Annotated in this window: 28 protein-coding genes; 17 read left to right on the top strand and 11 right to left on the bottom strand. The window is 53.2% G+C overall.

The genetic code is table 11. The features are described from left to right. On the top strand, positions 1–2,274 hold a 2,274-nt coding region (locus IQ256_RS21180; RefSeq protein ID WP_193857687.1), incomplete at its 5' end, for an RNB domain-containing ribonuclease. A 301-nt stretch (positions 2,275–2,575) separates the two neighbouring features. On the opposite strand, the gene IQ256_RS21175 is transcribed toward IQ256_RS21180, so the two are convergent. The 3 genes from IQ256_RS21175 to IQ256_RS21165 all read right to left on the bottom strand — a co-directional run bounded on the left by IQ256_RS21175 (position 2,576) and on the right by IQ256_RS21165 (position 5,036). Continuing rightward, positions 2,576–2,944, bottom strand: a complete 369-nt coding sequence (locus IQ256_RS21175; RefSeq protein WP_193857686.1) for a hypothetical protein — start codon at positions 2,942–2,944, stop codon at positions 2,576–2,578. Between the two features lie 1,077 nt (positions 2,945–4,021). Continuing rightward, the gene (locus IQ256_RS21170; protein WP_193857685.1) at positions 4,022–4,543 is read right to left on the bottom strand and encodes a hypothetical protein; all 522 of its coding nucleotides are present in this window, start codon (positions 4,541–4,543) and stop codon (positions 4,022–4,024) included. After that, a complete protein-coding gene (locus IQ256_RS21165) occupies positions 4,533–5,036 on the bottom strand; it encodes a hypothetical protein (RefSeq protein WP_193857684.1) in 504 nt (167 codons plus the stop codon). The genes IQ256_RS21170 and IQ256_RS21165 overlap by 11 nt, the downstream gene beginning before the upstream one ends. Positions 5,037–5,566: 530 nt before the next feature. Here IQ256_RS21165 and IQ256_RS21160 point away from each other — a divergent pair. The 5 genes from IQ256_RS21160 to IQ256_RS21140 are packed head-to-tail and all read left to right on the top strand — an operon-like array spanning position 5,567 to position 8,311. Continuing rightward, entirely contained in the window at positions 5,567–6,328 is a 762-nt protein-coding gene (locus IQ256_RS21160) for an AAA family ATPase (protein ID WP_193857683.1), read from the top strand. After that, complete coding sequence (locus IQ256_RS21155; RefSeq protein ID WP_193857681.1) at positions 6,325–6,816, top strand: hypothetical protein; 492 nt, start codon at positions 6,325–6,327, stop codon at positions 6,814–6,816. Before IQ256_RS21160 ends, IQ256_RS21155 begins: the two co-directional genes overlap by 4 nt. Positions 6,817–6,873: 57 nt before the next feature. Continuing rightward, positions 6,874–7,722 (top strand): hypothetical protein, encoded by an 849-nt coding sequence (locus IQ256_RS21150; protein ID WP_193857679.1) that lies wholly within the window; start codon positions 6,874–6,876, stop codon positions 7,720–7,722. A gap of 30 nt (positions 7,723–7,752) precedes the next feature. Then, entirely contained in the window at positions 7,753–8,010 is a 258-nt protein-coding gene (locus tag IQ256_RS21145) for a DUF4160 domain-containing protein (protein WP_193857677.1), read from the top strand. After that, complete coding sequence (locus IQ256_RS21140; RefSeq protein WP_193857675.1) at positions 7,997–8,311, top strand: hypothetical protein; 315 nt, start codon at positions 7,997–7,999, stop codon at positions 8,309–8,311. The genes IQ256_RS21145 and IQ256_RS21140 overlap by 14 nt, the downstream gene beginning before the upstream one ends. A 29-nt stretch (positions 8,312–8,340) precedes the next feature. Here IQ256_RS21140 and IQ256_RS21135 read toward each other — a convergent pair whose 3' ends face one another. The 3 genes from IQ256_RS21135 to IQ256_RS21125 form a co-directional block, all read right to left on the bottom strand. Continuing rightward, positions 8,341–10,224: a hypothetical protein gene (locus IQ256_RS21135; RefSeq protein WP_228025132.1), complete on the bottom strand. Its 1,884-nt coding sequence runs from the start codon at positions 10,222–10,224 to the stop codon at positions 8,341–8,343. Between the two features lie 175 nt (positions 10,225–10,399). Then, positions 10,400–10,864, bottom strand: coding sequence for a hypothetical protein (locus IQ256_RS21130; protein WP_193857673.1), 465 nt, complete (start codon positions 10,862–10,864; stop codon positions 10,400–10,402). Then, positions 10,864–11,085 (bottom strand): hypothetical protein, encoded by a 222-nt coding sequence (locus tag IQ256_RS21125; protein ID WP_193857671.1) that lies wholly within the window; start codon positions 11,083–11,085, stop codon positions 10,864–10,866. The genes IQ256_RS21130 and IQ256_RS21125 overlap by 1 nt, the downstream gene beginning before the upstream one ends. A 278-nt stretch (positions 11,086–11,363) precedes the next feature. On the opposite strand from IQ256_RS21125, the gene IQ256_RS21120 reads away from it, so the two are divergent. The 8 genes from IQ256_RS21120 (at position 11,364) to IQ256_RS21085 (ending at position 18,036) form a co-directional block, all read left to right on the top strand. Then, the gene (locus IQ256_RS21120; RefSeq protein ID WP_193857669.1) at positions 11,364–12,356 is read left to right on the top strand and encodes a hypothetical protein; all 993 of its coding nucleotides are present in this window, start codon (positions 11,364–11,366) and stop codon (positions 12,354–12,356) included. Next, positions 12,356–12,676, top strand: coding sequence for a hypothetical protein (locus IQ256_RS21115; protein WP_193857667.1), 321 nt, complete (start codon positions 12,356–12,358; stop codon positions 12,674–12,676). The genes IQ256_RS21120 and IQ256_RS21115 overlap by 1 nt, the downstream gene beginning before the upstream one ends. 111 nt (positions 12,677–12,787) lie before the next feature. After that, complete coding sequence (locus IQ256_RS21110; RefSeq protein ID WP_193857665.1) at positions 12,788–13,687, top strand: hypothetical protein; 900 nt, start codon at positions 12,788–12,790, stop codon at positions 13,685–13,687. A 51-nt stretch (positions 13,688–13,738) separates the two neighbouring features. Next, a complete protein-coding gene (locus IQ256_RS21105) occupies positions 13,739–14,173 on the top strand; it encodes a hypothetical protein (protein WP_193857663.1) in 435 nt (144 codons plus the stop codon). Positions 14,174–14,429: 256 nt separating this feature from the next. Further along, on the top strand, positions 14,430–15,134 hold the full coding sequence (locus IQ256_RS21100; RefSeq protein ID WP_193857661.1) for a hypothetical protein: 705 nt from the start codon (positions 14,430–14,432) through the stop codon (positions 15,132–15,134). A 57-nt stretch (positions 15,135–15,191) separates the two neighbouring features. After that, positions 15,192–16,949: a hypothetical protein gene (locus IQ256_RS21095; RefSeq protein ID WP_193857659.1), complete on the top strand. Its 1,758-nt coding sequence runs from the start codon at positions 15,192–15,194 to the stop codon at positions 16,947–16,949. Positions 16,950–17,254: 305 nt separating this feature from the next. Continuing rightward, positions 17,255–17,485 (top strand): hypothetical protein, encoded by a 231-nt coding sequence (locus tag IQ256_RS21090; RefSeq protein ID WP_193857657.1) that lies wholly within the window; start codon positions 17,255–17,257, stop codon positions 17,483–17,485. A 44-nt stretch (positions 17,486–17,529) separates the two neighbouring features. After that, complete coding sequence (locus IQ256_RS21085) at positions 17,530–18,036, top strand: hypothetical protein (protein ID WP_228025131.1); 507 nt, start codon at positions 17,530–17,532, stop codon at positions 18,034–18,036. Positions 18,037–18,114: 78 nt separating this feature from the next. Here IQ256_RS21085 and IQ256_RS21080 read toward each other — a convergent pair whose 3' ends face one another. Continuing rightward, positions 18,115–18,273 (bottom strand): hypothetical protein, encoded by a 159-nt coding sequence (locus tag IQ256_RS21080; RefSeq protein ID WP_193857653.1) that lies wholly within the window; start codon positions 18,271–18,273, stop codon positions 18,115–18,117. Between the two features lie 379 nt (positions 18,274–18,652). Between IQ256_RS21080 and IQ256_RS21075 the strand changes: the two genes are divergently transcribed. Next, entirely contained in the window at positions 18,653–19,084 is a 432-nt protein-coding gene (locus IQ256_RS21075; protein ID WP_193857651.1) for a hypothetical protein, read from the top strand. A gap of 43 nt (positions 19,085–19,127) precedes the next feature. Here the strand turns inward: IQ256_RS21075 and IQ256_RS21070 are convergent, their stop codons facing one another. The 4 genes from IQ256_RS21070 to IQ256_RS21055 all read right to left on the bottom strand — a co-directional run bounded on the left by IQ256_RS21070 (position 19,128) and on the right by IQ256_RS21055 (position 21,786). Beyond that, complete coding sequence (locus tag IQ256_RS21070; protein ID WP_193857649.1) at positions 19,128–19,454, bottom strand: hypothetical protein; 327 nt, start codon at positions 19,452–19,454, stop codon at positions 19,128–19,130. 214 nt (positions 19,455–19,668) lie between these two features. Continuing rightward, on the bottom strand, positions 19,669–20,505 hold the full coding sequence (locus tag IQ256_RS21065) for a hypothetical protein (RefSeq protein WP_193857647.1): 837 nt from the start codon (positions 20,503–20,505) through the stop codon (positions 19,669–19,671). Then, positions 20,502–21,305, bottom strand: a complete 804-nt coding sequence (locus IQ256_RS21060; RefSeq protein ID WP_193857645.1) for a chromosome partitioning protein ParA — start codon at positions 21,303–21,305, stop codon at positions 20,502–20,504. The genes IQ256_RS21065 and IQ256_RS21060 overlap by 4 nt, the downstream gene beginning before the upstream one ends. A 4-nt stretch (positions 21,306–21,309) precedes the next feature. Next, on the bottom strand, positions 21,310–21,786 hold the full coding sequence (locus IQ256_RS21055; RefSeq protein ID WP_193857643.1) for a hypothetical protein: 477 nt from the start codon (positions 21,784–21,786) through the stop codon (positions 21,310–21,312). 401 nt (positions 21,787–22,187) lie between these two features. Here IQ256_RS21055 and mobF point away from each other — a divergent pair, with 401 nt between their 5' ends. Next, positions 22,188–25,670: a MobF family relaxase gene (gene mobF / locus IQ256_RS21050; protein ID WP_193857641.1), complete on the top strand. Its 3,483-nt coding sequence runs from the start codon at positions 22,188–22,190 to the stop codon at positions 25,668–25,670. Between the two features lie 115 nt (positions 25,671–25,785). Then, the coding region (locus IQ256_RS21045) for a glycosyltransferase family 2 protein (RefSeq protein ID WP_193857633.1) at positions 25,786–26,057 on the top strand (272 nt) is incomplete at its 3' end.

Raw genomic sequence — 26,057 nt, 5'->3', positions numbered from 1 at the left:
GCCCTCACTCTGCCCGATACCCTATGGCAACGCCCCCAGGTGAAAGGACTAACCATCGACGGCCCCACCTCCAAAGACCTCGATGACGCCATCCACCTCGAACCCACCCCGACAGGTGCGATCGCCTCTATCCACATCGCCGACGTATCAGAACTAGTCACTGTTGGCAGCACCCTAGACAAAGTCGCCCTCGCCCGCACCCGCACCCGCTACCTAAGCCGGGGCAACATCCCTATGCTGCCGCCCGCGCTGTCCGAAGATAAGCTCAGCCTGCTAGAAGGCCAACCACGACCCACCCTGACTATCCGAGTCAGCCTCAACCACCAGGCCGAGATCCAAACCACCGACATCTTCGAGTCCTGGATCGTCAGTGCCAAACGCTTCACCTACGAGCAAGTAGACCAAGCCTGCCAGCAACCCACCCATCCCTTCCACGACCTACTGCAACTCTGCCAAACCTGGGCAGAACGACTCAACCACGAACGCCGCAACCAAGGAGCCATCGGCGGACAGTTCAACGCAGCGGGCTTCTGGATAGACGAAAACGGTACGGTGCTCGCCGCCAAAGGCAAACTGTTTCGCGCCCAGATGATCATCCAAGAATTCATGATCTTAGCCAACCGCGCCGTCGCTCACTGGTTTGCCAAGCGAGATGTGCTAGCCCTCTATCGCAACCACACCGCCAGAACCATCGCCCCCGAACGCCAACAGATCATGCAGGCGCTGCTGACGACCGGCAATATGGAACTGATACGCCAAAAGTTACAGAACTGGCTGAACAAAGCTGAATACAGCCCAACGCTAGTGGGCCACTTCGCCCTGAACCTGACCGCCTACTGCCACTTCACCAGCCCAATCCGCCGACTGGCCGACCTACTCAACCATCGCATCATCAAAGCGCTGATTCATGGCCACCCCCACCCCTACCGGAAGTTTGAACTAGAACAGCTCTGCACCTACATCGCTACCCTCAGCCAACAAGAAGAAGCAGAGACCAAAGCCTTCTTCAAACAACGCCACCAGCGCAGCTACCAAAAGCAGATACAAAGCTCAGAAGCGACAACTCTAGCTGCCCTCTCTACCAAAGCATTCGACAACCTAGTCAAACACGCTGCCAAAGAGAACGACTTCGAGCCGATTCTAGCTGCCGCGCAGCTGCGCCTGAAGCAGAACCAGCTATCTATCCAGTCGCTGTACCTACTGCTCGTCCACAGCGGCAACCTTACCCTACAGCGCCAAATCCTAGCCGCCCTTCAACAGCGCATAGAAGATGCGACCAGCGTACTGGTCATGGCCACCGACCAGGAGGACTCCTGGGAACAGCTTACCTATGTAGAAGCCAGCGAAGACAATCCTCCCTTCTCGCTCTGGGTCGAGGTAGCGATCGCAGAGCAGGTCGTCACCACCAGTACGCCCGCTCAAAGTCAGCGCAAACAGACTGCTCGCCACCGCGCCTGTCTGAAGTGGCTCGAAGCGTTTGTCTCAGATAAGCTAGTGTCGCCAGCGCAGCGCCAACCGTCAGAGCCATCTGCGATCACCCCCACCGAGAATGCGATCACCTCTACCAAGAATGCGATCGCCCCCACTTCAACAGAAGACAACAAGCCTGAAGACACCGCACCTGTTCCAATGACCACCCCCAATGACCACCCGACCCTGAAACACCCGCTCGAAGGCGAGCAAAACTTCGTCGGACTGTTGCAAGAACTCTCTCAGTCACTAGGCTGGGCCATGCCCGCTTATCAGTTCACGCAAGCGGGCTCTGACTTTATCTGCACCTGTACAGCTCCGGTGCAAGAGCAGGACTTTAGAGCAAAAGCAACCGCCACTCAGAAGAAGAAAGCCAAACAGGAAGCAGCGAAAGGAATGCTCGTGCAGCTGCAAAGATGGTTCCACTATGGCGAGCGCATAGAAGTAGAGGAACCAGAATCCTCAGTCACTGCCTCTGTTGAAGAACAAACAAGTCAACCTGCGCCAACCACCGCACCGATATCGCATCCTCTCTTAGTCAAGCAACTCAAGGACGGACAGAACTTCATTGGCTTCTTGCAACAGCTCTGCCAGACGCTAGTGTGGGACTTTCCAGAGTACGAGTTTGAGGGCGAGACGCCAGAATTTATCTGCACCTGCACGGTCTGGGCTGACGGCCAGCGCTTCAGCGGTGAGGCGACGGCTTCTAAGAAGAAGAGAGCGAAGTACCTGGCATCGAAAGTTGTTCTACTAGAACTTCAGCAGCACTTCCAAGGCACCAAAGCAACTGAGAGAGAAGCATAGCTGTGTGGGCAGATCGCAGCTAGGACCAGCGGGGGCATTTAAACCAAAACCTACGGTTACGGTCAAATCCCTTGTAGGAAAAGGCTTTCAGAAGAGCTGATTTCCTTGAGGAGTTGCCGCGTTAGGCAACTAATCCTTGACTTTTGGGGCTTCTAAAAAGGCTATTCAACCAGAAATCGTAACTACTCAGGCTTAATTCTTTCTAAACGCGGGCGCGAGGCCATTGATGGCCCTAAAGTAGCGATGCGATGTAACTATTGTTTATTTCCTCAATTAGGAACAAGTCTTTGCGAAAGCGATCCTATTCTCTTCTACCGATGAGAGTTCCAATACCACCACCGCCAAGAAATACAAACACATCCTTGATCACTTCTCCTGGTAAATCCTTGTCGTTAGCTAGTCCAGCATAGACAAAAGAAGCCACAACAATGCAGACAATTGAACCCACGAAAAGAAGGGCTAAAGTGAAATTTTGACGATTTTCCTCGCGTTGAAGGTCACGTTGATACCTTAATTTCGCTGCCCCTATAGCTGCTTCTTCTTGCTTTGAAAAGCTACTGCTTCCTCCATTCCTAGAGGGAACAGGTACTTCTACTGGATTTACATTAATACCACCACTTGAATCAGGATTCCTTGGAAATGGAGCCCTACTTCTTTCTCTTTTGGTCACTCAGCAATTCCTCTAATCATCTCCCTAGCGGTTGAGTTGATTAGTGCTTGAGCAGCAGCAAGTTCAGCTGCACTTCCCTGCGGAGCTGCAATGTATGCTAACTTTTCTTGAACAGAAGGTTCAGTAGGAATTAGCGACCAACCTGAATGGCTGATCTCCTCTCTATAGGCGTTGAATAATCTTTGCTGCCGTCTTGTAGGATTAGCAACAAGAGATACTCGGTAAGCTACGGCCAGCTCTCTCAATTTCTCGTCCTTACAAAGGGAATTCCTTCCGTCAACAGCATTAGTTGACGTGCCTTTTTTTATTCCCTGTAAGGAGCCATCTATCTACAATAGGAGTACTGCTAGCAGCAGGCGATGAGATATCAGCATTAAAATAGGTCATAACTCTAGCTTAGCTACGAGCGATTAAATATAAGTCAATACCCGCGAAGCTATTCCACCACAGGTAAAATCAAACTTAATTGATATATAGAGCATAGCAATGGAGAGCAGCAGCAGTATCCGTACAGATATTTGGTGTTGGAATGAATAAAACTACTAAGAGTAGAGATTTTACGCAATATATCTGCGTTTTGTTGTTCTTATTATGAATAGAATGAGGCTGAAACTCTTTAATACCAGGGGAAGAAACAAGTAGGGATAATCCTATAGCATTCCTTAAAATGGAATGTCGTGTATAAAAAGATACTTAAACTACGTATTAAATTTTATTAAATGTTTGAAATAATAGAGGCTTTTACAAGTATGGAACCACGTCCACGCCTTTCTAAAAGGCTATATGGAATGAGATCTTCAAGTCTCATAAGGAAGGTTGTTCGACAACATAGATCGCCTTTGTCTAGACATAGAGAAAATTTGACAGATAAGGCTGAAACGCTTTCCTGGCAACGGTTTAATCTCTAAGGATTTATGCTCATTGAAAAATCGTATTTAGACTTAGCAATGTCTGAAACCCCTGAAGACTGGTTGATAGAGTCTGAAATAATGAGCTTATCTGTCAAAATTTCTCGGCTTCTATGTATAGGCGCACCCAAGCGACTGAGAGCGGGGCGTAGATGTCTAGGCGTCGCATCTAGCATTTCTCCGGGCAGCTCTCTGGCCACACCCTAATCTCCCCATAGAACTCCTTTTGCTCAAGTCGCCATGGGCCTAGCAGCAAGCCGATAAGGAGTTCAACTGGCTCCATCTTCGAGACCGCCAGCAGTTCTTTGAACCCAATCGGCACTGTCTTCGGTATGGCAGAAGAGATCGCTCGTTGCCATACATCAACCTCCTCCGCATGCGCCAGGTTGAGCACATCGGCAATCGCAGCCATCGGCGCAGCCATCTCCCCCACTGGCTCAACCTGCAAACTAAGTCTCAGCTGCCGATGCCTCTCCTGCGGTTCGGCTACTTCAAGCTCGCTTTCTAGGCTGTCAGTACTGAAGTAGAAAGGCAGCTCTGAACTAACCAGATCATCTAGACTCTCATCGTCTAGCACCGGCTCCTTCCCACTAGCTTCCAGCTCATCTAACCTCTCATGCGCCACCGCGCAGAAAGCATCCACTTCTGCCATCCAGCCATCCAGCCGTTGCTCTAGCTCTTTACTCAGCATCGCTATCACTGCCTGCCTGCTGACAGAGCGAACAGTGCTTCACCGGCAAGCTAGAGATTTTCACCTCCCCCTGATCGCCGTACTCTGTTTGAAGAAAAGCCTTCCACTGCTTGAGCGTCTCACGCAGCTTATTCTGATGAATGCCGATCGCATGCTGCGCTTCAACTTCCGCCACACACTCACCATCGTCCCAAACCTTGGCAGCAATCGCATGGACCGGACTCTCCTTCGTATCGCGATAGAGAATCAGCTGAATCTTCGGCGGCGTGCGATAGCCAATGATCGGCAGCTGCAACACCCGTCTACTGCTGCTACCCGTTTGCTTCCGCCGCGAGTTCGCCGCCGCCTGCCGCTCCAGGTCATCCGCTCGGTGGCGATAGCGAGACCGCTTCGATATGCAGGCTCTACCAACAAAGCAGCGCCGCCCAGAAGCCGCTTCGTGGGACCAGTTGAGACCACAGTCTAGACAGGTAGGATTGGTTCGCTTGGGCACGGGCGCTGACCTGAAAGCCTGACTACAGCAAGGATCACCCGACCACTATACCAAAAACAACCGCTAACATAACGTGACTTTAACGTGATTCTAAAGCGTGGCAGCGACTGTGACAGCCAATCTCACCCAAGACCGCCCCAACCCTTGAAACCTCGTGACTAGTTGCGGGAACTCGCAGCTAGCTGCACAGCTTTTACTGAGGCTGTTGCCTAGTCATGTCAATGCTTTTCGAGATGCTTGCGATAGCGAGGAAGGCACGAAGGGCTGTTTCTGGACTAATTTGGTTGGCGTCTTGTCATGAGAGAATGTGACAGTCTGAATATGAAACTATTGAGACTTCTTGTAGGATTTTCCTGGAGGTGCCCTTTTTATGGATTGTGGAAAGGTCCTTGCCCTCTGAATACATAGTTCTATATATGTGACTCTAGATATCTGTATGTCTAGACATATTTGAGTTTAGACATACAAATGTATTGATATCTGTGATAACTAATGTCTAAACTCTGATGATTAAGTTAGAGGCTATGGCTGTGAAAACGTGCTCAGCGATTTCTTTGTCTGGTGGTCAGGGCAAGACAACCACGATCTTCTTTACAGCTCTGCTGTTGGCGCAGCAAGGGAACAAGGTTCTGGCCGTGGATGCTGATCCTCAAGCCAACCTAACGTTTTATCTGAATTATGATGTTCAGCCTGATGAGCCTAGCCTGTTTGAGGTTTTGACTCGTGAGGTGAAGGTCGAAGACGGTATCTATGAAACTCAATACGAAAACTTATTCGTTATCCCAGCCGATACGGGTCTGTTCAAGGTTGCTGATCGACTTAGCAGTAGTGGAGCCGGTGCCTTTGCTTTGAAAAGGTGTCTAAAGGAAATTGCCGATTTATTTGACTATGTTCTGATTGATGTTCAGCCATCAAGGTCGCAGGTGAGTTTAACGGCGGCTGGAGCATCAAACTACGTAATAGTCCCTGTGGAAGCTAATGTGAAAGGCGTCAACTCTCTAGTCGAGACGCTGGCTTTCCTAAATGAGCAGGCCGATATAGAAGCTTTCTCGGGAGAAGTCCTTGGGATAGTGCCCTTCCGTGATCGCTGGGTAGGCAATACTCAGACGTTGGAAAGCCGTGAGAATATTGCAGCTATGAAGGAATTTGCAGGCAACCTTCCCGTACTAGCTTCCATTCGCGAGTCAGAAAAATATAAGAAAGCTATCCGTACTGGTCAGCTTCTTTCCGACATCGGTCAATCGGAATTGCAGTATCCGTTTGAGCAAATTATAGAGGTACTAAAATCATGAGCGATGCACTAGAGAGGCTCAAGCAAAAGAATCGGCCTAAAGTAACGCCTCGCAATACTCAAGTTAATCAGAAGAGTGAAGACATACAGATATCTAGGCATATAGATAACGATAAGCTGTTAGGGTCTAAAACTGCTGATCTTTCAGGGATTGAAGGCTCTAAGAGTGAAGACATACAGATATCTAGACATATAGAGCCACAGATGATATCTAGAGTCTCTTCCACGAGTTCATCAGCAGATGCTGAAGCTCTAGAAGTAAAAAGGAGTACCTTTCGTCTGGAAGTGGGTTTGATTGGGCGTCTGCATCGTCTTTGTCAAGACAATGGGATTAGCCGAGAAGTAATGATCGAGTCCATGTTTGAGTATGCGGAGCAGAATCCAGAAGCCCTGCATCGAGTGATGGAAGTGGCTAAGGCTAAAAATGACTACCGACAGCAGATAGCCAATCGGAAACGAGCGAAATCGATGATTGAAAAGTTCGGTTAGAGAAGGGCGTATGAGCGCCAACCAAAAGATTGCAGAGGAAGTTAAACGGTGAAAACGATGAGCCAAGACGATGTTGATGCTACATCTGATGCACCTCAGAACGTCCCAGCTATAAGAGCTGGTTCGCTGATTACAGTTACTTTTGAGGAGCGCGAGTTTCAGTCGATAGTCATCGATCCGAATGGTCTAGGTCATGGAGAACCAAGTATCGGCTTTGGTTTTCGGATGGCCCAGAAGCACATAGGAATTCCCCGGCAAACGTTGGCTGACAGGGTGGCCGGTTCAGGTGACAACAGGTACCTCAAAACCCCATCTGGCAGTAGATACAGGGTGGCCGGAATCAGAGGCGAGGATAACAACGACTACATCGTTATCGAGGTGTCGGATTGGTTTGATCTGAGCTTGGATATGCTGATCAATCCTGGCCGTACTACAAAGGCTACGCAAGAGAAAATTGGTGCCTTTCTTCGTTGGTTCGCAATCAAAGGTTTTTATGCAGAAGCGATCACCGCACTTAAGGGTGTCTATACAGGTAAGAGCAGCCGAGCAACTACCAGATGGCTTATCACTAGGCAGAGTGGCAAACCTGTTCGCAAGACCTATACAGACCTTATCAGTGAGCTGGGCGCACATCCTAGTACCTACGGGAAGCTGACGAACAAAATCTATGAAGGCTTATTTGGCCTTAATGCCGTAGAGATGCGTCGAGAGTGGGACTTGATGGCTGGGAGCAATCGCATCGCTCGAAATCATATTACTGAGGAGGAGGGTCTAGAAGCCGTGAAATTTTGCGAGGATCTGGTAGTCCGAATCTTTGCTGGAGATATTGAGCAAGCCCATGAGGACGCGATCGCGCTGACCGTGCGCAAGTTCAATCTGCACCCGCAATTTCCAGAGCGCCGGTAGAGCAAATATCGCAGGGAAGGGTTAGCTGACATGGCTTTTGTGTTCAAGCAAGATGGCATCACCGTGACAGTGCAGACCCGAGACCATCGACCTCCCCATGTGCATGTGGACTCTTCAAATAGCAGTGTTAAAGTCGATATATCAAGCGACCTGCCGAAGCTAATGCCTGTCAGTAAGAAAAAGCGAGTCAAGATTACTGCAGCGTTTGAGCGCAAGGCGTTAGAGATGGTGGCAGATAACCTAGAAGCCTGTCGAGAAGCTTGGAGAAAGTATTATGGCAGTCTATGAAGACGACAGACTTGCAGTATCCGCTCACTACCTCGCTTCAAGCAGAGAGCTGGAGCTGACCTTAGATGATGGCTCGCGTCATCTAATACCTGTTGATCGCTTAGAGATGGTCGAAAGCATCGCTGATGCGTATGTCCTAATAGCAAAGCCGACTGACGGGCAACTCAGCGATGTTAAGGTCTGGGGCGGTGGCACTGCTGTCTACTGGGAGCCTATAGAGCAAGTGTTCAGAGTGAATGAACTCATCGCTGGTGTCTATGGCCGTCCTGCATGGATGGAGAGCGTATCAATCTCAGTTTGATTACAGAGCGCGATCGCACTTCACTTCGCCTATCCGGTCCCTGCCGCCTGCTGCTCTATCCTTTGCAACTGGTGTCTGGCTTCAGCCATCAGAACAGGATCGCCCGAGTCTAACCACCCTTGTAGCCGCGCAACATGCTCAGCCTGCGCCCGCTGCCGCTTCTGTTGCCGATACTGCTGCTGGTTCGCCGCTGCTCGCTCCTGCTGCTTAGCCCTGAGTAGCTGAAGCGCCCCCTGTATGTTCAACACCAGCTGCTCAGGCGGCGGCGTTCCCTCTACCTGCTGACTACTTTTAAATACCTCAATCGGACTCAAAGCCGCGTCAGACGGTCTCTTACAGCCTGTTTCCTGTTTTGGTCCGTTTTCTGACTCTGTTTGGTCGCTCAAAGCCTTGTTGTTTGGTCCCTTACAGCCTGTTGGGCCTAATAAGCTTGGAGCATTTGAAGTGGCTGCTGCGCCCACAGCGCTAGCAGCCACTTCTCTTACTTGAAGGGCCGGGGTACTAGGTAACTTATCCATTAGCTTCCGCTGCTGCTCGCTGATATACACCGGATGCCATAGGTCTCTGTTCTTGTACAGGGTGCTGCCCGATATGCCGTAGCTAGCAATCAGCAGGAATCTTGGGGTGATGTCATCGGGTAAGGCATCCTTACGACACAGTTCTACGGCAACCTGACGAATATGCTCTCTGGCTTCTTCCTGCTGCTGCTGGTTCCAGGTAGGTCCAGTTTGTACTTTGATGGCTTTGCCGCTGCCGTAGGGGTAGTAGGTAGGGTCTGCTTCGATAGAGCGCACCCATTCCTTTACTCGTTTCTCTAAGTCGTGCTGATGGCCACAGTAGTCCTTGTAGCCGGGTAGAGACTTAGCGATGCGTACAACGTCATCGACTAGCGCTTGACCCGTTAGCGGAGCCTCAGCGCCGAGGAGATGACCGAAGACGTAAGAACGCATAGTGATGCGTCCGAGTAGGCGGTTAGTCTGACCGCGTCCGGTCCAGCCTGTCTCTACTTCAGCGTTGAGGTCGTTAAGGAACTTCTGAGCTTTGCCAGTAACGCGATAGGTCTTGCGTTGGGCTTGACGGATGATCTGCTTGAGTACGGGGGTAGAAACATCGTTCTGCTCGGCTGCTAGCTGCCACTGACGGACGAAGGCGGTCTGTGAGCTAGCGATAGGCTGTAAGTCATCGTTGAGTAGGTAGGAGCCTTGCTGAAGGGGTAGGCGATGACCGTTGAAGAGGCTGTAGCTACCTTCGACGGAGAAGGCTTTGCGGTTGGGGAAGACTTCTAGCCAACCGGGTCTAACTTTGAAGCCCTTGTTCTCTAGCAGGGTGGTGACCGCGAGTGCGAGCTGCCAGGAAGGTAGGGCTTCTTTGACGGGGAAGTAGATGTGTAGTCCGAGCGTACCTGAGCTGGTAAGGATGAGTTCAGCGACCAGGCCGAGGGGTTCGAGAGCTTCGTTGATGCGGACTATGGCGAGTGGGTCACGCTGAGGGTGGTAGGGACTGCCCTTATCGATGTCGAGTAGGACGTAGGTAGTCTGAGCACCGGGGCGGACACCGAAGAGAAAAGCGCCCTGTTTGAGGATGCGGTCGGAGATGGGATAGCGAGACTCGGTTTGCCAGTCGGGTTTAGTACCGGGGTCGGGGTGGGGTGCGTAGAGGTAGTCGAAGCGGTTCGGCCAGAGGGCGAGGAAGCTATCGTCATGTTCGATGACGTAGTGAGGGACACCCTTGGCTCGTTTCTTTTTTTTAGCCTTGAGGGTGCGCTGCTTTTGATCGGCTTTGTGATCGCCCCTCTTTACAGGCTTATTAAAGCCTTTTGTTTTGCTGAGATGCTGACTATCAGACTGTTCTAGAGAACGATGATCGACTCTATCGTCAGAGTGCTGACGAAAACTATTGAAATCGGGTAACATGAGCTTACAAGAACCCCCGCCTGGGAGCTTGATTCCTGTTGCGCTTGTTGAAAAATCGATAGCTAACGTTCCGGCCAAGAAAAGCAGCTATTAGATTTAGAAGGCTTCAGGGTTTACATGAAGGAGTGCGGTCTAGACCTTTGGGTTTAGGCCGCATTCTGATTTAAAGGCACTTTCAATTCGCTTTTTCTAAAATGTCCATACGGTCGCGTAGCTTGGTTACGTTATTGTTTGTCTTAGTCAACTCCAAAAGTAAGGTCTGTATAACTTCCATCTGCGCTGAGTGCCGTTCATCAGCTTTGCGTCTATCGGCGTCAGCTCGTTCTCTTGCTTCTTTTCTATCAGCGTCAGCTTGCGTTTTTGCGTCTTCTCTATCAATACGCATCTGCTCAATGGCGTCATTAAAGCTTTGCCTATACTCTTGACGGTCAGTGGCAGCTTCAGCTCGAAGCACCTCAAAGCGTTGGTCAGCGGCTTCGGCTCTAATAATGAGTTTGTCTACTTTTGCTTCGCTGGTGGCAACCGCACCTAAAAGAAGATCAATCTCTTCAGTGTTCTTCGTCTGCTTTTCTGCTGTTTGATTTAGCTGCTGCTGTGTATTTTCTAGCAGTGCTTCTATCCGATCCAAACGCTCAGTCATCAGCTCGCTTCAACCCCTTCAGCTCTCACCTGTCGCAATAGCTCTACAAACTTTTCATCAGTCATATGTCGCGATACCGCAGCAGCTATTTCAGCTTCTATAGCTTTACGTACGCTATCTGCCTGTCGATAGCGCCTCAGTGCTTCAGCTTCTATCCAAGTATCTGTAGATAATCGGCTAGCTCCACTCTTAGGAATCTTCATCGCTTGAGTCAGCATCATAAATATGGCTATAGCGTAGCCGAAATGTGTACATACCGCATACTGTAGAACTTTTGCGTACATTTTGAGTACAGATTTACTTATAGAAATCAGTATCACCGATAAGCTATTTGTACGCATATAGTATTCATTTTGCGTACAAATAGAGTACGTTATTAATCAAAGACAGAGGCGAGCTTTTAGATTCTCTGTCTTGTTTGCCTTTCTTTTGCTCAAATACAGCGCTTTTGAGACATAACTGAGCAACGCCAATAACCACAACCCTTTCAGGTGATTCTATGGTTTCCACACTCAAAGTAAAACAGGTCAAAAACTGTACCTCTTCAACCGCTAAAGCCCTTGTCCTGATTGACTTGGGCAACGGTGATGTCAAAGCCCTCGGCAAAATGAACGGCACCGATAAGTTTGTCCGCTGCCGCTTCCCCTCCCACGTCGCCAGTGCCCCCAATGCGAACAGTGACTGCCTGGCTGTGCTCACCGCTGCTGGCCTTCAGCCCTACCTAGTCGGTGAGTCTGCCGCCAAAGTTGCCTGCTCACGTACCGGCAAAAGTGCCGATGGCAAAGTCAAAAACGCTCGTCTGCTGCTCTTCCACGCCCTGCGTCAGATGTTCGGCACCAGCGAAGATATCTACGCCGACGTCATCTTCACCTCACCCTCAGTTAAAAGCTACGGCCCCGCCATCGTCTCCCAAATCATCGGACGCCACCCGGTCGAAGTGCCCGCAGACGCCGAAGTGATCGGCAGCAAGCCGCAGCGCTTCGCCATTCATATTCATAGCGCCACCCCGCAGCTAGAAGGCTATCAAGCATTCGCCGCCGTGCGCTCAAAGCTCAAAGGCGAGTCCGCCTACCTAATCGACATCGGCAACCGCACCGTCCTGGTGACTCAAGTCTCGGCCTCAGGCCGCATCCTCAACCGCCGCCCGTTCGACGAGTGCGGCGTCTACGGCATCGCAGACCGGATCGTTAGCCGTGAATCACTCGCCGCCCAGCTCAAGACCCCCCGCCCGCAGCAGGTGATCGACTACCTGCTAGATCAAAAGCACGACACAAACATCAGCGAGCAGATTGCCCCTGACCTATCCGCCAGCCTCGCTGAAGCGATCGCGTTCATCGGCGACGACCGCGCCCAGCGATTCATTCTAGGCGGCGGTGCCAAACTCCCTGGCATCGAGCAGATAGTCGGCGGCAAAGCGCTGAAGCATCCGCAGTGGGCGAACCTAGAAGCGCTGGCCGAAGTCTCAGACGAGCTGCTCAAAGGAGTGAAGTAGTGCGAGAGCAGATCCGCGCCCGCGTTGAGCAGGAGGAGTGGGAAGCACTGAGGCAAGGCGAGGAAGGTAACACCGAGCTGCTCGCCCGCATTGTTCAAGAATGGCAAGCGCAAAAAGTCGTTCTTGCTTCACTGGCAGAGATAGACCCCTCGCCATCGCAAGCGCTGGGCCGACTACTGCTGAGTTACGAGCTGTTACAGCAGGCAACTGTCAGTATTCAACCACCCGCGTCGTTGCCTGTGCCTACTGCACCGCCTGCTGTTAGCGCTACGCCCCTACCGAGGATAGGCGGACTAGAGAACAACTCAGACGACTGGTAAACCAACAGACTTTCAACAACAACGTAAAAAGCGAGCCGTTGCGACAACAACGAACTCGCCGAGGACCATCGCCCGAAACCACAACGAATCAAACAACGGAACCCCCCAATTATGACACTCACAGAAATCCGCGCCGAGCTAGAGCAGCTGGCAGAAAGCGGCTGCACGGCTGCTGACCTAGAGCGCTTGAATAGCGCCTGGTCAGTCATTCGCACTGAGACCCCACAGAGCTATCACGCCGTCATTGATGACCGCTTGACCGCGCTGAGAATGGATGCTGAACTGCCTGCACTATTCAGCGCCACTGAGAACGAAGACTTCACGCTGCATGAGCTGAACGGCTACTGGCACTGGTACAGCCAAGGCCCACAGTTTGGCGATGACTACTGCTCAGAAGACGGCTTTGATACGAAAGCCGCAGCGCTCGCCGATGCGGTGGAATTTCTAACGACGCTCTACAACGCAGGCATTGCCGAGAACGACCTAACCCAACTTCTGCCCGCTACCTCGATCGATATCGAACTCGCCGCCATCAGCCCGTATCAAAGCGGTGTCCACTTCGCCATTTATAAGCAAGAAGACGGCTGGTACTGGCAAGGCTTGTGCCAAGAACCGGACGAGTCAGAGAGATGGTGGAACAGCGAGGATGACTTTGCTCACCTCACCGCCGACAGAGGCTATGGTACCGCCCAGCTTGCTGCCGCCGACTGTCTCTTCTCACTACATACCGAACGCGGCTACAGCGTCGAAGCCGCCGTCACGCTGGTGTACGAGCTAGCGCTACCCATCCATACGGTGATTGAAGAGAATCGCACCGCCGTCACCGACTACATTGAACAGCTCCAAGCCGCCGAATTCGCAGAGCACTGGAGCCGCCTGTGGCCCTCAGACCAGCAAGCGATTGACGCTTCTATCCAGGTACTGCCCGTAGACCGCCGCGAGCAAGCCCGCTACGAGATGGCCTTTCGCACTCAGCCGATGCCGGAGCAGTACTGGCCGAGCAACGCCTAAAGCCTACTCAACCCCTACCCGAGGCGATCCAAGAGATCGCCTCTACTCCCTATGGAAGACACCCCAGATCCACCCCTAGCGCTACCCACCCTGCCGAGCGCTAAACCACCGCAGTCAATCGCCGCCCTGTTCCTAGGACTCTCAGCGACTGCCCTGCTCGTCGGCCTTGGCCTGGGCAGCATCGCCGTCGCCGTTTACACGCAGGATGCCAAGACCCGTCTCACCCAAAGCGACCGCCTAGATCGCCTTGATAGAGAAGCCGCACTCCGCCAGCGCCGCGCCCAGCTGAAACGGGGCTACTCAGCGCCGGTGTGGGTAGCGGATGCCACCTATAGCCCCGGCGTCACCTACGAAGTCAAAGGCGTCAGAGAGATCGAAGTGCCCGTCCTGCTCGGGCCACAGCTAGACACCGCCGTCTGTATCGGCACGCTAGGGCCGGACGGCTTCAGCCAGAACGTAGACGCCCCGCTCTGCCTAGGCTACTAGCGCAGTAGAAACAACAAACAACATCAAGAAACACAGTAAACAACACTCTCAAAACAACAACAATCTATGAGGATCTAGCTCTATGGCCGCTACTACTCGTAAGACCCCACCGCGCCGACCAACCTCAACCCCGCCGCAGGTCACCCCTGCTCAAGACAGCTTTATCGAACTCGTCCTCTACGCCCTGCCGCGCTTCAGCGACCTGCTGCGCCGCATCACCGACATCAAGAACAGCGCCGCTAGCCCGCGCCTCCAGATGTCACCCGCCGTGGCCCTGTGGCTGAGCCTGGCGCTGGTGGGATTAGTGATTAGCGCCAACAGCTACTTTGTCGGCTTTCAAACCTGGCAACCGGACGCCGAGGGCATCACCACCGTCATCCCGCTAGGGCGAACAGACGTGGCCTTTCGCCCGATGGCGCTGTTCCCGCCCGTATTGCTGTGGGTGAGCAAAGTGATCAACTTCTCGATGTGGCTAGTGGGCCTGCTGATACCGGATATTCCCCTGACCAACGGCGCAAGCCCGCAGTGGAATCCCACGGTACGCCCGACCGTATGGAGTTCGGCCACCCTCGCACTCGCTTGGTGGGTCGGTGCCTTTGGCTCGGTCTTGATCTCATCGACGCAAGGACTTTTCACCCGCGCAGTGCCGCTCGGCAAACAGAGAGAATACGCCGCCCGGTTGAATAAAATCTCGAAGATTGACCTGAACCCGAAGGCGATCTCCCCGGCTAGACGAGAAGTGAGAAAAGCGAACAACTACGGCAGGACCGCTATCTGGGGGATGTTCCTAGTCGCATTAGCAGGCTGGGGCTGGGAGATTTTCGTGGCCAACGGCGCACTGGAGGGTACGAACTTCGATCAGACAGCTCGCTGGATCTATGGCCTCGCCTCGACGTTCATGGCGGAGCTGTGCTGGGCGATCGCAGACTTTAGCGCTCAGAAGATCGACCCCGACCTCTAACAAACCGCTAAGCCGTTGCTATTACAACCCCTCTAGTTCCTCTACCCACCAGAGCTTATGGCCTTCACCAGAGAATCGCTTAACGCCGCCATCTCGCTAAAGCTAGCCGACATTGACACTGCCAGCGGTATGCACCGCGCCCTGTTCACCCTGACCCAGGCAGGCGGCATCTGCTGCGCTGCCGGTGCGGTGTTAGTCGCGCCGCTAGCCGTAGAAGTCGCGCTGATAGCAGGCTTTGCCGGTGCCACCCTGTACGGCATCTCACAGCTACTCCAGTCCCAGCGCTTAGGCTACTTTCTGCCCCTGCCCGGCGTGCCGGTGAGCAGTGAACAGTTTGCCTACGTGCCCGGTGTCCTGGTCTCTCAGCTGATGGCCAGCGCTGCGCCCGCCTCCCCTGACCCAGTTGAGATCATCCCGACTGACTGGCTACCGCAGCGCGAACGTCGGATCAACTACTTACTGACCCACGCCGCTGACTTGCTAATCACCGCCGCCGAGAATGCCCAGGACGGCATCAGCTTTGCAGCCATCGTCGATAGCGCGGTGAGAGCTTCTGAGTATGCGATTACCGACGAGCAGATCAACAATCCCGTACTCGCACTAAAGCTGGCCCCGGACGTGCGAGCGCTGATGCAGGGCGATACCTCGAAGCTCGAAGCCAAGCAACGCGCCGCCATCGAAAGCGAGTGGCAAAGAGCCCAGCGCGAACATGCGGCAGGGCTGATCGCGCCCGATGAACTGAAGGCGATCGCGGTGGAAGTCGAGGCGATTGCCCCTGATGTCGTCACTAGCAGCCAGGCGATCGCGCCCACAGCAGCCGATCCTTTATCTGATGCACCAGCTATATCGGCTGATACGCCCGCAGGCGATCGCGTTCGGACTGACTGGCAGGCGGTGTTTGGGTTAGTGAAAGACCAGGACACCTACCCAGCGATCGCAGTCATCGGCGCACAGGGATTAGGAAAAACAACGCTGATCGAATACCTCCTGAGTCTTCTACGCGGCGACAAGATTGTTCTAGATCCGCACTACCAAGCCGGAGCCTGGCCGGGCTGCTTAGTAATTGGCGCAGGTATGGACTACGGAGCTGTGGGCAAAGCCCTGGCCAACCTCAGCGCTGACGTGAAAGAGCGCTACCAACAGCGGGCGACCTTTGCTGGCTACCGGCCCGCGCCGGTAGCACTTGTCCTAGAAGAACAAACCAACTGGGTCGATAAGGTAGAGGGCGCAGGCAAATTCTTGAAAGAAACGCTCTCAGATATCCGCAAAGTCGGCTATCAAACCTTCTCAGTGGCGCATGGTGATACGAATACCGCCCGAGGCGGTGCAAAAGGCACCGCCAAGATGCGCCAGCAGGGAGAGCTGAAGATAGAGATTCGAGAGAAAGGTTTAGTCCGCGTGTCTCTGCGAGGCCGTGACACCTTTCTACTGCGCTACCCCGACCCGTCGCCGTTTACCGCCCGAGCCGGTCATCCCAAGCTGGCGAAAGGCGGCGACCTTGGCCCCGGCTACTGTGGCGCAGATTTGCCCGAGCCAAGCGGTTGGACAGTGCCGCCCGCAGCCCCCGCGCCGCCCGCGCCGAGTCAGTGGGACTTGTGCAAACAGCACAGCTCTATTCCTGGCATGACAGCGGTGATGGAGTGGATCGAGGTGACAAGCAAGACGCAGTTCACCCCCAGAGAAGCACGGGCGAACAAGAAGCTGCGTCCGCTGTTTGCGACCGCCGAGGAGATTAAAACAGTGTTTGAAACGTTAGTTGAGTACCAGCTACTGATCCGCACCGGTGACGATACCTACGAGCGATCGCACGCTTGAGAAGCCTCTGTGGTCATGTGGTTGTGGTTCGTGGTCGACCACAAAAGCCCTGTGGTCAGGCTGTGGTCAACCACCACACGCGGGTTTGAGCGCTGACCACAACCACAAACCACGAGCATGACCACAGGCGAACCACAGCAAAAAGAGAGGCAGCGGAGCCGCCGCCTACAGGACGCGGTCAACCAGCACAACTAGGAATAAACCTGGCTCAGTGACCACAACTAGCGAGCGACTGGCGCGACTTCAAGTCCCTAGGCGGTCTGTAGGATAGAGAGCAACTGATAGTCAAAAAGAGGATGTAATTAGTGAGCGCACCTGACTTCTACGACAACTCACCGCTAGCTGACGCGGAGATAGAGATGGTTGAGCTGCTTACCCCGGCTCAGTGTGAAGCCGTAGCAGCGTGGCTAAAGCGCTATGGCCATGCATTCGCCAGCCAGTCACCCCAGTGTGGCCACACCGTCAGCACCAACTTTGAATATGTCGCCAACCGGCTAAAGGTCCTCGGACAGAGGGGACTGCCAGAGCGCAGCTAAGAACATCCCACTAGCTGATCAGCAATACCCCAGAGAGTATGAGAATGGACGAAGCCCTGCGCCACGTACAGTCCGATCATCAAGTCCCCAACTTTGGGGATAGGCGAATTCGCTACGGGCAGATAGGCAACGACCAGCTGATGTATGTCGATGACTTACCCGTCTATGCGACTGCCCTCGGTCAAAGAGAACCGCTGAGCGACCAAGCCCTCTATCAAGCCTATCTACAGTTTCTGGTAGAGCACGAGAAGCTAACTGAACTCATCCGTCAGGATCTAAAGGAAATGAGAGACTATCCCGAGGCCATCCGCCGCGCCGAACATCAGCTAGAGATGCTGCTAAAACCAGGCGGCGGCGCTGTTTGCAACCTACAAGAGGAACTAGAGACCTGCTGGCTAAGTTTGAAAGCAGACCCCACCGTCACCGACCCCGAAGCGAAGATGGCCGAACTAGGCGAATGGTTTGCAGAAAAGTTCAAAGCGGCGATCGCGCGTGAGATTGCGGCTGACCCCGTTGAGACGGCAGACGACTTATATTCGGAAGAAGAGTGAAACGACTGCCGAGACCTGGGAAGACCTCGGCAGCTAGATTGATTAGAACGAGTGGGACTATCTTTTGAGTCTCGCTAATTAGCTTTTGCCGCGTGCGTCGCGGTTATAGCGCACCAACTCGATGAAGCTAGTGCCTTCACCCAGTTCTTGCGGCGTCGAAGCCTGTGCCTGAGCAGCCGGTGCGAGGGCAGCTGCACTGAGTAGTAGAGCGAAAGCGGAAAGGGCAATGCGTTTCATGGTTGAAGTCTCCTTAGCGTGAAGCTGATGTCTAACCGGCAGTTGGTTTGAGTGCCGATTGCTTTGATGCTTTTAGAATGGCAGGGCTGTCTGAGCGGGTGCTAAAGAGAGGCTGAAGCTTAGTTTATGAGTATGGGAAGAGAGCCTGAAAAGAGGCTGAGGTTACTCTCATAAATGTCAGTAACAGTCATCTAAGGCCGCTGCGGGTAAAGCCGGAACGCACAATATCAGCACTAGCAAAGTCGCCCCAAGCGCCCCCGTGATAGCTGTAGAGTTTCTGAAAATTAGAGCTACGTCATCGGGTCTCTGGTACGCTTTCAGCGTACTGACCTAGCGATACCCCACCGCCGGTCACCAGCTCCCTGCGACTAGCACTGCTATGGCTCAATCCAATCGCCCCACCCCGAACTGGCAACCGCTGAGTATGCTACCGATGCTGGCGGACATGCTGTCTGCCCAGGTAGAAGAAGTGGATACTCAGCTAGAGAGTCTACGAGCGGCTCAAGCACGTCCCCACGTTCTAGACGACTACACTGTAGGCCGAGTGCTCAAAGTGTATGGCGAGCAGCAGGACTTTCTATGGGTGTACGAAGCCCAGGTAGAGCGCTGGCAGCAAGAATCACTGACTGACCAGCAGCGGCAGCAGACGGCGCAGATGGCCGCGCAGCTGACGCAGCTGACGCCGAAGTTAAAGGAAATCTTGGCGATCGCGGAAGACCTGAAAGATAAGACGATTGAGTCAGTCTTAGGCAAAAGCGATCTTGAAGTCGCGCTAGATGTGCTCTCGGGCAAGCTGAAGCCACCGATTTAAGGAGGGGATCGCGTGAATGATTTGCACCATACACGTGCATACTCTAAGACTGGATGTCCCGTTTTCGACAAGCCGCCTCCAGATATCGATGGTGCGGTTGACCTTCAGAAGCATCATATATGGGCTCTGATTGTAGATAGGACATATCAGAGAAGCTGACAACTGATCCGGTTGTTCCAATGAATCCGCCATTGCGTAGTTGCTCAACTCTCATTGTGTCGCAGTCACCCTTAAAGCGAGCGTACTGTAAGTCAAACTCAGCCAGGATATCGAAAGTTACGATGTTCTCATCTTGCTGAACCAGATCAGCAGCAATATAATAGTCCGGTTCAACTTCTTCCCAGTCGGTATGACCTAGATCTTCAGTCATAGGCTCACTTGCAAAACCAGCTGTTGGCTGAAATATGACAGTCGAAATCGCAACTACAAGGCATTCGAGAAATCGTTGATAGGTAAGCTGTGTTTTCATCCTGTTTTGAGTCTGTTGGTGGGGCTAACCGAACGTTCTACTAATACGGAACCACTACGGGTCATCGGCAGGCTTAACGTCCGTATAGTCAATCAAGCCGCTCATTTTGCCTAATTCACTTGGGCACCTCAATATGGAAATTGCAGGTTGCTTTGCCTACATCCTGACAAGCCTTCAGTTCATCCTCGTTCCAGCGTTGAATATCACTCCAGGTAGAAGTAGCCAGCATCTGCCGACTAGTCACCCAGCCGCCCAGCCAAGCAATCGAGGCAAGCGAGAGTGCCGCTAAACAAGCGTAGGCAACCGCCTCCCAGTAATGCTTTTCTCTGACGCCCTTGATAACCTCCTTTACCTGCAAATTAGCGCCCTCCTGCGCCGCCGCAATATTCTTTGCCACCGAAGCAGCTGCCTGAGTATGCAGCGCCCGCTCCTGCTGTTTTGCTGACTCAGCCGCCTGCTGCGCGATCGCCTTACGCTCATTGGATAGCAGTTTTACCGCCGCCTGTCGTTCATCCGCCAACAACTGCCGTAGGCTATCCCTTTCTTGCGTCATTACCTGAAGCATCGCCTGTCGCTCATCAGCCAACACATCCTGCGCCTGCGCCGTACCCAGTTCAAAGATCGCCTGCGCCTCAGCTAGATAGTCATCAGCCCGCTCGCCCGCCTGCGTCCCTCTAGCCGCTGCCGCATTAAGCGCTACCTCCATCGTTTTCCAACGCCCTTCCAAACGCTGCGTTATCTCCTCCATCTCCCGTCTAATTTTCTCAGGATAAACATCGAGTACCCGATCAATTCGACAGACCACCAGCGGCACCGCAAAGCCAGGGTCATTCTCGTCCCAATGGAAACGCCGCCCTAGATTCAATAGCTGAAGCTGAAACTCAGTCGGATTATTCGCCAGCAGAAAATCAACCGCGCTCATCCCCTCCTCGTAGTGCCATTCCTGATTCATAGTCCCAGTAACCCATTCGTTAACGTTATCTGCTGCTCAAAATGATTACGCCATTGCTTCACCTTGCGAGCATTGGCATAGTGCGACTTATCCTTCGCTACCGTCGCCTCAAAGAAAGTGAGATCACCCTCATCGACATAGTCGTAAGCATCCTCATACAGCTCACGCATCTCAATAATCACCCCACCCTTATCCAACAGCCGCTGCTTCGTCTTGGACTTATCAAAAGACCTGAACTTATTCGCCGCCCCGTAGAAGAGATTCTTCACCACCACATAGTTCACGCCATACCCCTCCGTGAGGTCTAGCGTCTCCTTGAGTTGATTGACCGCATCCTTAGTGCGACTAAGCACAGAAACCACCGTCATCTGATAGCCCAGTTCAGTTACCGCTGAAAGAAAGCCGATCTCCTCTTCCAACATCGTCAGAAAGTTACCCGGCCCCCCAGGCAGATCAACCAGAACAAGCGGCGTTTTGAATGCCGCCATCTCATTAATGATTTCATCACCGCCATCGCGTTGTGTGACATCGACCCGCCTCACCCCACTGCCAGTATTCTTGTAGTGCCGATGGAGCTGTGCGTTTTTGCGGTCGCCATCAAAAGCAGCAGAGTTAACCTGCTTAGTAACCAAAAGATCGTTGAAGCCGCGAGCGAAAGTAGTCTTACCCGTACCCCCCTTATCACCCAGCACACAAATCAGTCGAGGTTGCTGGTCGACCTGTCCCTGCCGATCGCCTATCTGCTCATCCGATACCTGCTCATCCAATACTTGCTTATGCGATACCTGCTCCTCACTCATCAATCTACAGATCCTCAGCTATCTCTAGAAACCCATCAGGGGTTCTGTCAGGAGCCTTCCGAACCCGACTAGCCACACTACTGTTTGAAGTCTCCAAAGCTTCTCCATCCTGACTAGTCCTTCTAGCCGCCACCGAAACCGCCGAGCGACCTACTCCATTAGATGCCTTCGTCTCGGGCTTTTTCTTCTTCGCTTTCTTCCGAGAGCGTTTAGCCGATGTCGGCACCGGACCCGTACCATGTTCACGGCGATAGGCATTGACATACTGCTTGAGCGAACCCGGTGCAATATCAAGCCCCAGCACCTTCAGCTTTTCTGCCACCTGCTCATAAGGATGCGCCTCTAACGCCGCTTCAATCTCATCAATCATTGCCACCACCGCCTGCTTTTTTGAGAAGCGAGTCCTTGGCGTCTTAGCAAAGTCCATTAGCGCTGATTGCCAGTCGCTAATTTGTTCAAGCGAATAGATCGTCTCAGCCATAGCGATGTATCAAAAGAAATCGATACCTATGGTTTTATACTGAGAGCCAATAGACCGGAATGTAATACATAGATACTTGTAACTAAACTTAGTAAAGTGAGCTAGGTCACAAAGTAATACATAGCCATAACATCAGCCGTAACGCTTTAATGATCCGCCAACTAATTAAACAAAGCGCTTTGCCCACGTAAGCAGCTAGCATCCACAGCAAAAGCCAGATGGGAGCATCAAAACCTGCCACACAAGCTGCGCCCACCCTATCTACGTCTCGTAGGATTCACACAGTATTCACAGGGTGGACTCCGCAAGAGTTCAGACAACACGCCCATTAAAAATGGTAAAGCCGCCGCAATCCCAACAACCACAGTTGATATAACAGATCAAAGCCTAAACCCATCAAAATGCTCAGTCTAGCCAACGTCAGCGCCTCGCAAGCGGAAAACTACTACGAAAGCGACGACTACTACACGCAAGGCGATCCAGACCTGCAAAGCGATAGCCAATGGCAAGGCAGCGGAGCCGAAAATCTAGACCTAGAAGGCCCCGTCGATAAAGCCGTATTCCAACAGCTCCTGCACGGCCAAACCCCAGACGGCAAATCGCTGCATTCAAAAGCGATCAAAGCAGACAATCACCGGGCAGCAACGGACTACACCTTCAGCGCCCCAAAGAGCGTCAGCATCGCCGCGCTAATCCAGAAAGACAAGCGCGTCATCCAAGCGCACGACCAGGCCGTCAAAACCGCGCTCGCCGTCCTCGAAAACCGCTACGCGCAAACCAGAGTCAGACGCGGCCCCGGCATCCGCGAAAAGCTAAACACGAACAACCTGATCGCCGCCACCTTCCGCCACGAAACCAGCCGCGAACAAGACCCGCAGCTGCACACCCACTGCGTCGTGATTAACGCCACCCAAATGGAGACCGGCAAGTGGCAAAGCCTGAGCAACGAAGCCGTGCTGAATAACCAGAAGCTACTCGGCGAGATCTACCAGAACGAACTGGCCCATCAGCTACGCAAACACGGCTATGAAATCGAACCAAACGGCAGCGGTCAGTTTGAAGTCAAAGGCTACGAGCAACCGCTGCTCGATCTATTCAGTACGAGAACGCAGCAGATAGAGGCGTACATCGAGCGCTGGGAAGCGGCTATTAAAGAGAGCGGTGGCAAGCCGCTCAACGCCACCCAAAAGAAGCAGGCAACTCTAGCTACCAGACTACGCAAAAAGAGCGTCCCGAGAGAGGTACTTTTGAACGGCTGGCACCGGGCGATCTCGTCAGGAGAAGTGACCCTACCCGCCACACCAGAAGCTGCAATGAAAGAACCCGGCAACCAAGCGCCGACAGCCGCCATAGAAGGAGTGAACCACGCCAGCGAAAGAGAGAGCGTATTCAAGCGAGAAAAGGCCGAACGATTCGCCCTAGAACACCACCTGGGCGAGCAGTCTTTTAGCGAGCTGCAAACGGCGATGACAGAAGCAGGACTACTGTCTGCTAAGCACCGCTATACGACCCAAACTGCTATCGAACGTGAACTCGATACGATAGCGATGATGGAGCGCGGCCAGGGTAAAGAAAACGCCATTGCCAGCGAAGAAAAATTAAGGCAGCTACTAAGCCAAGAAACATCGCTTACCGAAGGGCAACAACAGGCGATCCAAACGACCGCGACAACGACCGATCAGTTCATCGCATGGCAGGGGGTCGCTGGTGCGGGTAAAACCTACAGCCTGAAGCTGGTTGCCCAGCTAGCCAAAGAGCAGGGATATGAAGTCACCGGCTACGCCCCCAGCGCCCAGGCCGCGAACACGCTCAGCGAAGAAGCGAACATCGAAAGTAACACCGTCGCTAGACTGCTCCATAGCCAAGGTAAAAGCGATCGCACTAGCACTACTCCAAAGCAACCGATCTGGATCGTCGATGAAGCCGGACTACTGAGCGCCAAAGATGCCCATGCGCTACTCAAAAAAGCGCAGACGCAGAATGCCAGAATCATCCTAGTTGGCGACATCCGTCAGCTCTCAGCAGTAGAAGCGGGAAACCCGTTCAAGTCACTCCAGAATGCAGGCATCCAGACCGCCTACCTAGAAGAGTCACGCCGACAGAAAACAGAAGCCCTCCGCGCCGCTGTTGTGTGTCTATCCGCAGGTCAGCAGCGTGAAGGACTAGAGCGACTCGATAGCGCTCGAATGGTGAAGGAGATTGCTGACGGTCAGGAGCGCCACCGCCAGGTTGTAGAAGAGTATATGCAGCTATCGCCAGAGGCCAGGAAGAAGACGTTGATACTGAGCGGTACGAACGCAGAACGACTAGCGTTGACAGCACAGCTTAGAGCAGCGCTACAGGCAGAAGGAAGTCTAGGCGCTGATGTCTACCAACTGCAATCTCTACGAGCGCTCGATAGAACCCAACCACAGCTGAAGTATGCCTGCGTCTACGCGGAAGGTGAAGTGGTTGTACCCGTACGCGACTATCGGCGCTATGGACTGAAGAAGAACGCGCAGTATACGGTTATCAGCACAGACATAGAGTGCAACCAGGTCACGGTTGCAGCCCCAGACGGCAGCGTCATCACCTTTGACCCGTCGAAGTGCGCCGATAAGACAACCTACGCGGTGCAGGCGATTGCGATCTCGCAAGGCGATCAGCTCAGGTGGACGCGCAACGACAAGAGCCAGGGTGTCAGGAACGGTCAGCTGGTCACTGTTGAAGCTATAGACGCGAAAGGCACCGCCACGCTTAGAGATGCCAAAGGCGAAGTCTCGACCGTAGCGCTAAGCGGCCAGCAGTACCTGGACTATGCGCTAGTGAGTACGACCTACAGCAGCCAAGGAAAGACCGCAGACCAGGTGCTAGTGGCCATCGATAGCACGATTAGCAAAGAGGGTTTGTATGTGGCGGTATCGAGAGCGAAGCAGAAGCTGAGTTTGTACACCGCCGATAAGCAGAAGCTGTTCAAACAAGCCGAGCGTTCTGCTGCGAAAGAGAACCCGAGTGACTACCTGAAGTTGTTCAATCTAGTGAAACCTGACCTAGTGAATCCTGATGCCGAGAACGAGAAAGCCGCCGACCCCGCCCGAGCACTACGAAGTGCAGATCAATCCGAACACCTTGGCGATCGCACTGGAAAGTGCGTTGCGATCGGCCACCGCGCCGCTGTACGAAGAGATAGCGCAGCTCAAAGCAGAAGTGAGTCAGCTACGGAGCGAGCAAGCGGACTCACACCGGAGTATGTCGCAGCTGTTAGAAGTGTGGTCACAGGAATTGAAGAGCGCCGTAGAGCCGAGGAACTCGAAGGGCAAGCCGAGCGGATTGGAGCAGCAGCTGAAGCGATTGACAGCGGCGCTAGGCAGTTGGAGCTTACAGCAGCGGCGATTGCAGGACTCAATGAACAGGTTGACAGAAAAGCTCAGAGACTGAATAGGCGCAGGCGATTGTCAGAACGAACAAACGTGGGTGGAGTCGCAGAAGCTGTGCTCAAAGGGTTCGATCCTGAGCTGGTAGCGCGAGCTAGAGACCGCATTGCTGAGGGTAAAGCACCAGAGCCGCCGAAGCATCGGCAGCAGCAGCGTGAAGTGTATCAGCAGTATGCGGCAAAGTATGGCGATCGCCCGCCAAGAGAATGCGATCGCCTAGTGGCCTGTCAGCTGATGGACAAGCTGCTCAAAGCGCGAGGCGCTCAGCAGCTCACCCAAGACGAACAGGTACGTGTGGGTCGTGTTCTCATCGAAAGCCCAACATCACAGGAGCTGAAGCAGTTACAGGGAAGAGAGGCGAGCATTGCGTATGTGACTGAGGTGATCAGTGTGGCACAGCCGATAGTTGAGCGAGCGCAACGAACTAGACGTTCGCAGCAGAAAAGCCGTGATCAGGGGATGGAACTCTAACTTCTCGCTTCGGTGGGGATATAAGGCTTCGTTGCCCTCGACCTCAATAGTCGACAAAATGAATGGGGCTGGGCACGCTGCCCCTAGATCCGGACTGCCACTCTGCGTAATCTGTATGCGTCCTCTCGTTTCCCTGATAACCACGGTTCACAACAGAGAAGACTACCTAGCTCAATCCATAGAAAGTGCCTTAGCCCAACGCGAACAAAACTTTGAGCTAATCATCTTAGACGACGGGTCGCAGGATCGCTCTGTCGAAATTGCCCAAACCTACGCCCAAAGAGATAATCGCATCCGCTTTATCAAAGCGAAGCATCAGGGTAGAGGTCAGGCACTAGCGACTGCCTTCAGCTTTGCTAGCGGTAAGTACCTAGCGCTTCTAGATAG

This window comes from cf. Phormidesmis sp. LEGE 11477, assembly GCF_015207105.1.
Taxonomy (GTDB): domain Bacteria; phylum Cyanobacteriota; class Cyanobacteriia; order Phormidesmidales; family Phormidesmidaceae; genus Phormidesmis.
The sequence above is the reverse complement of the archived record's forward strand: the minus strand, read 5'-3'. Positions and strand labels throughout refer to the sequence as shown.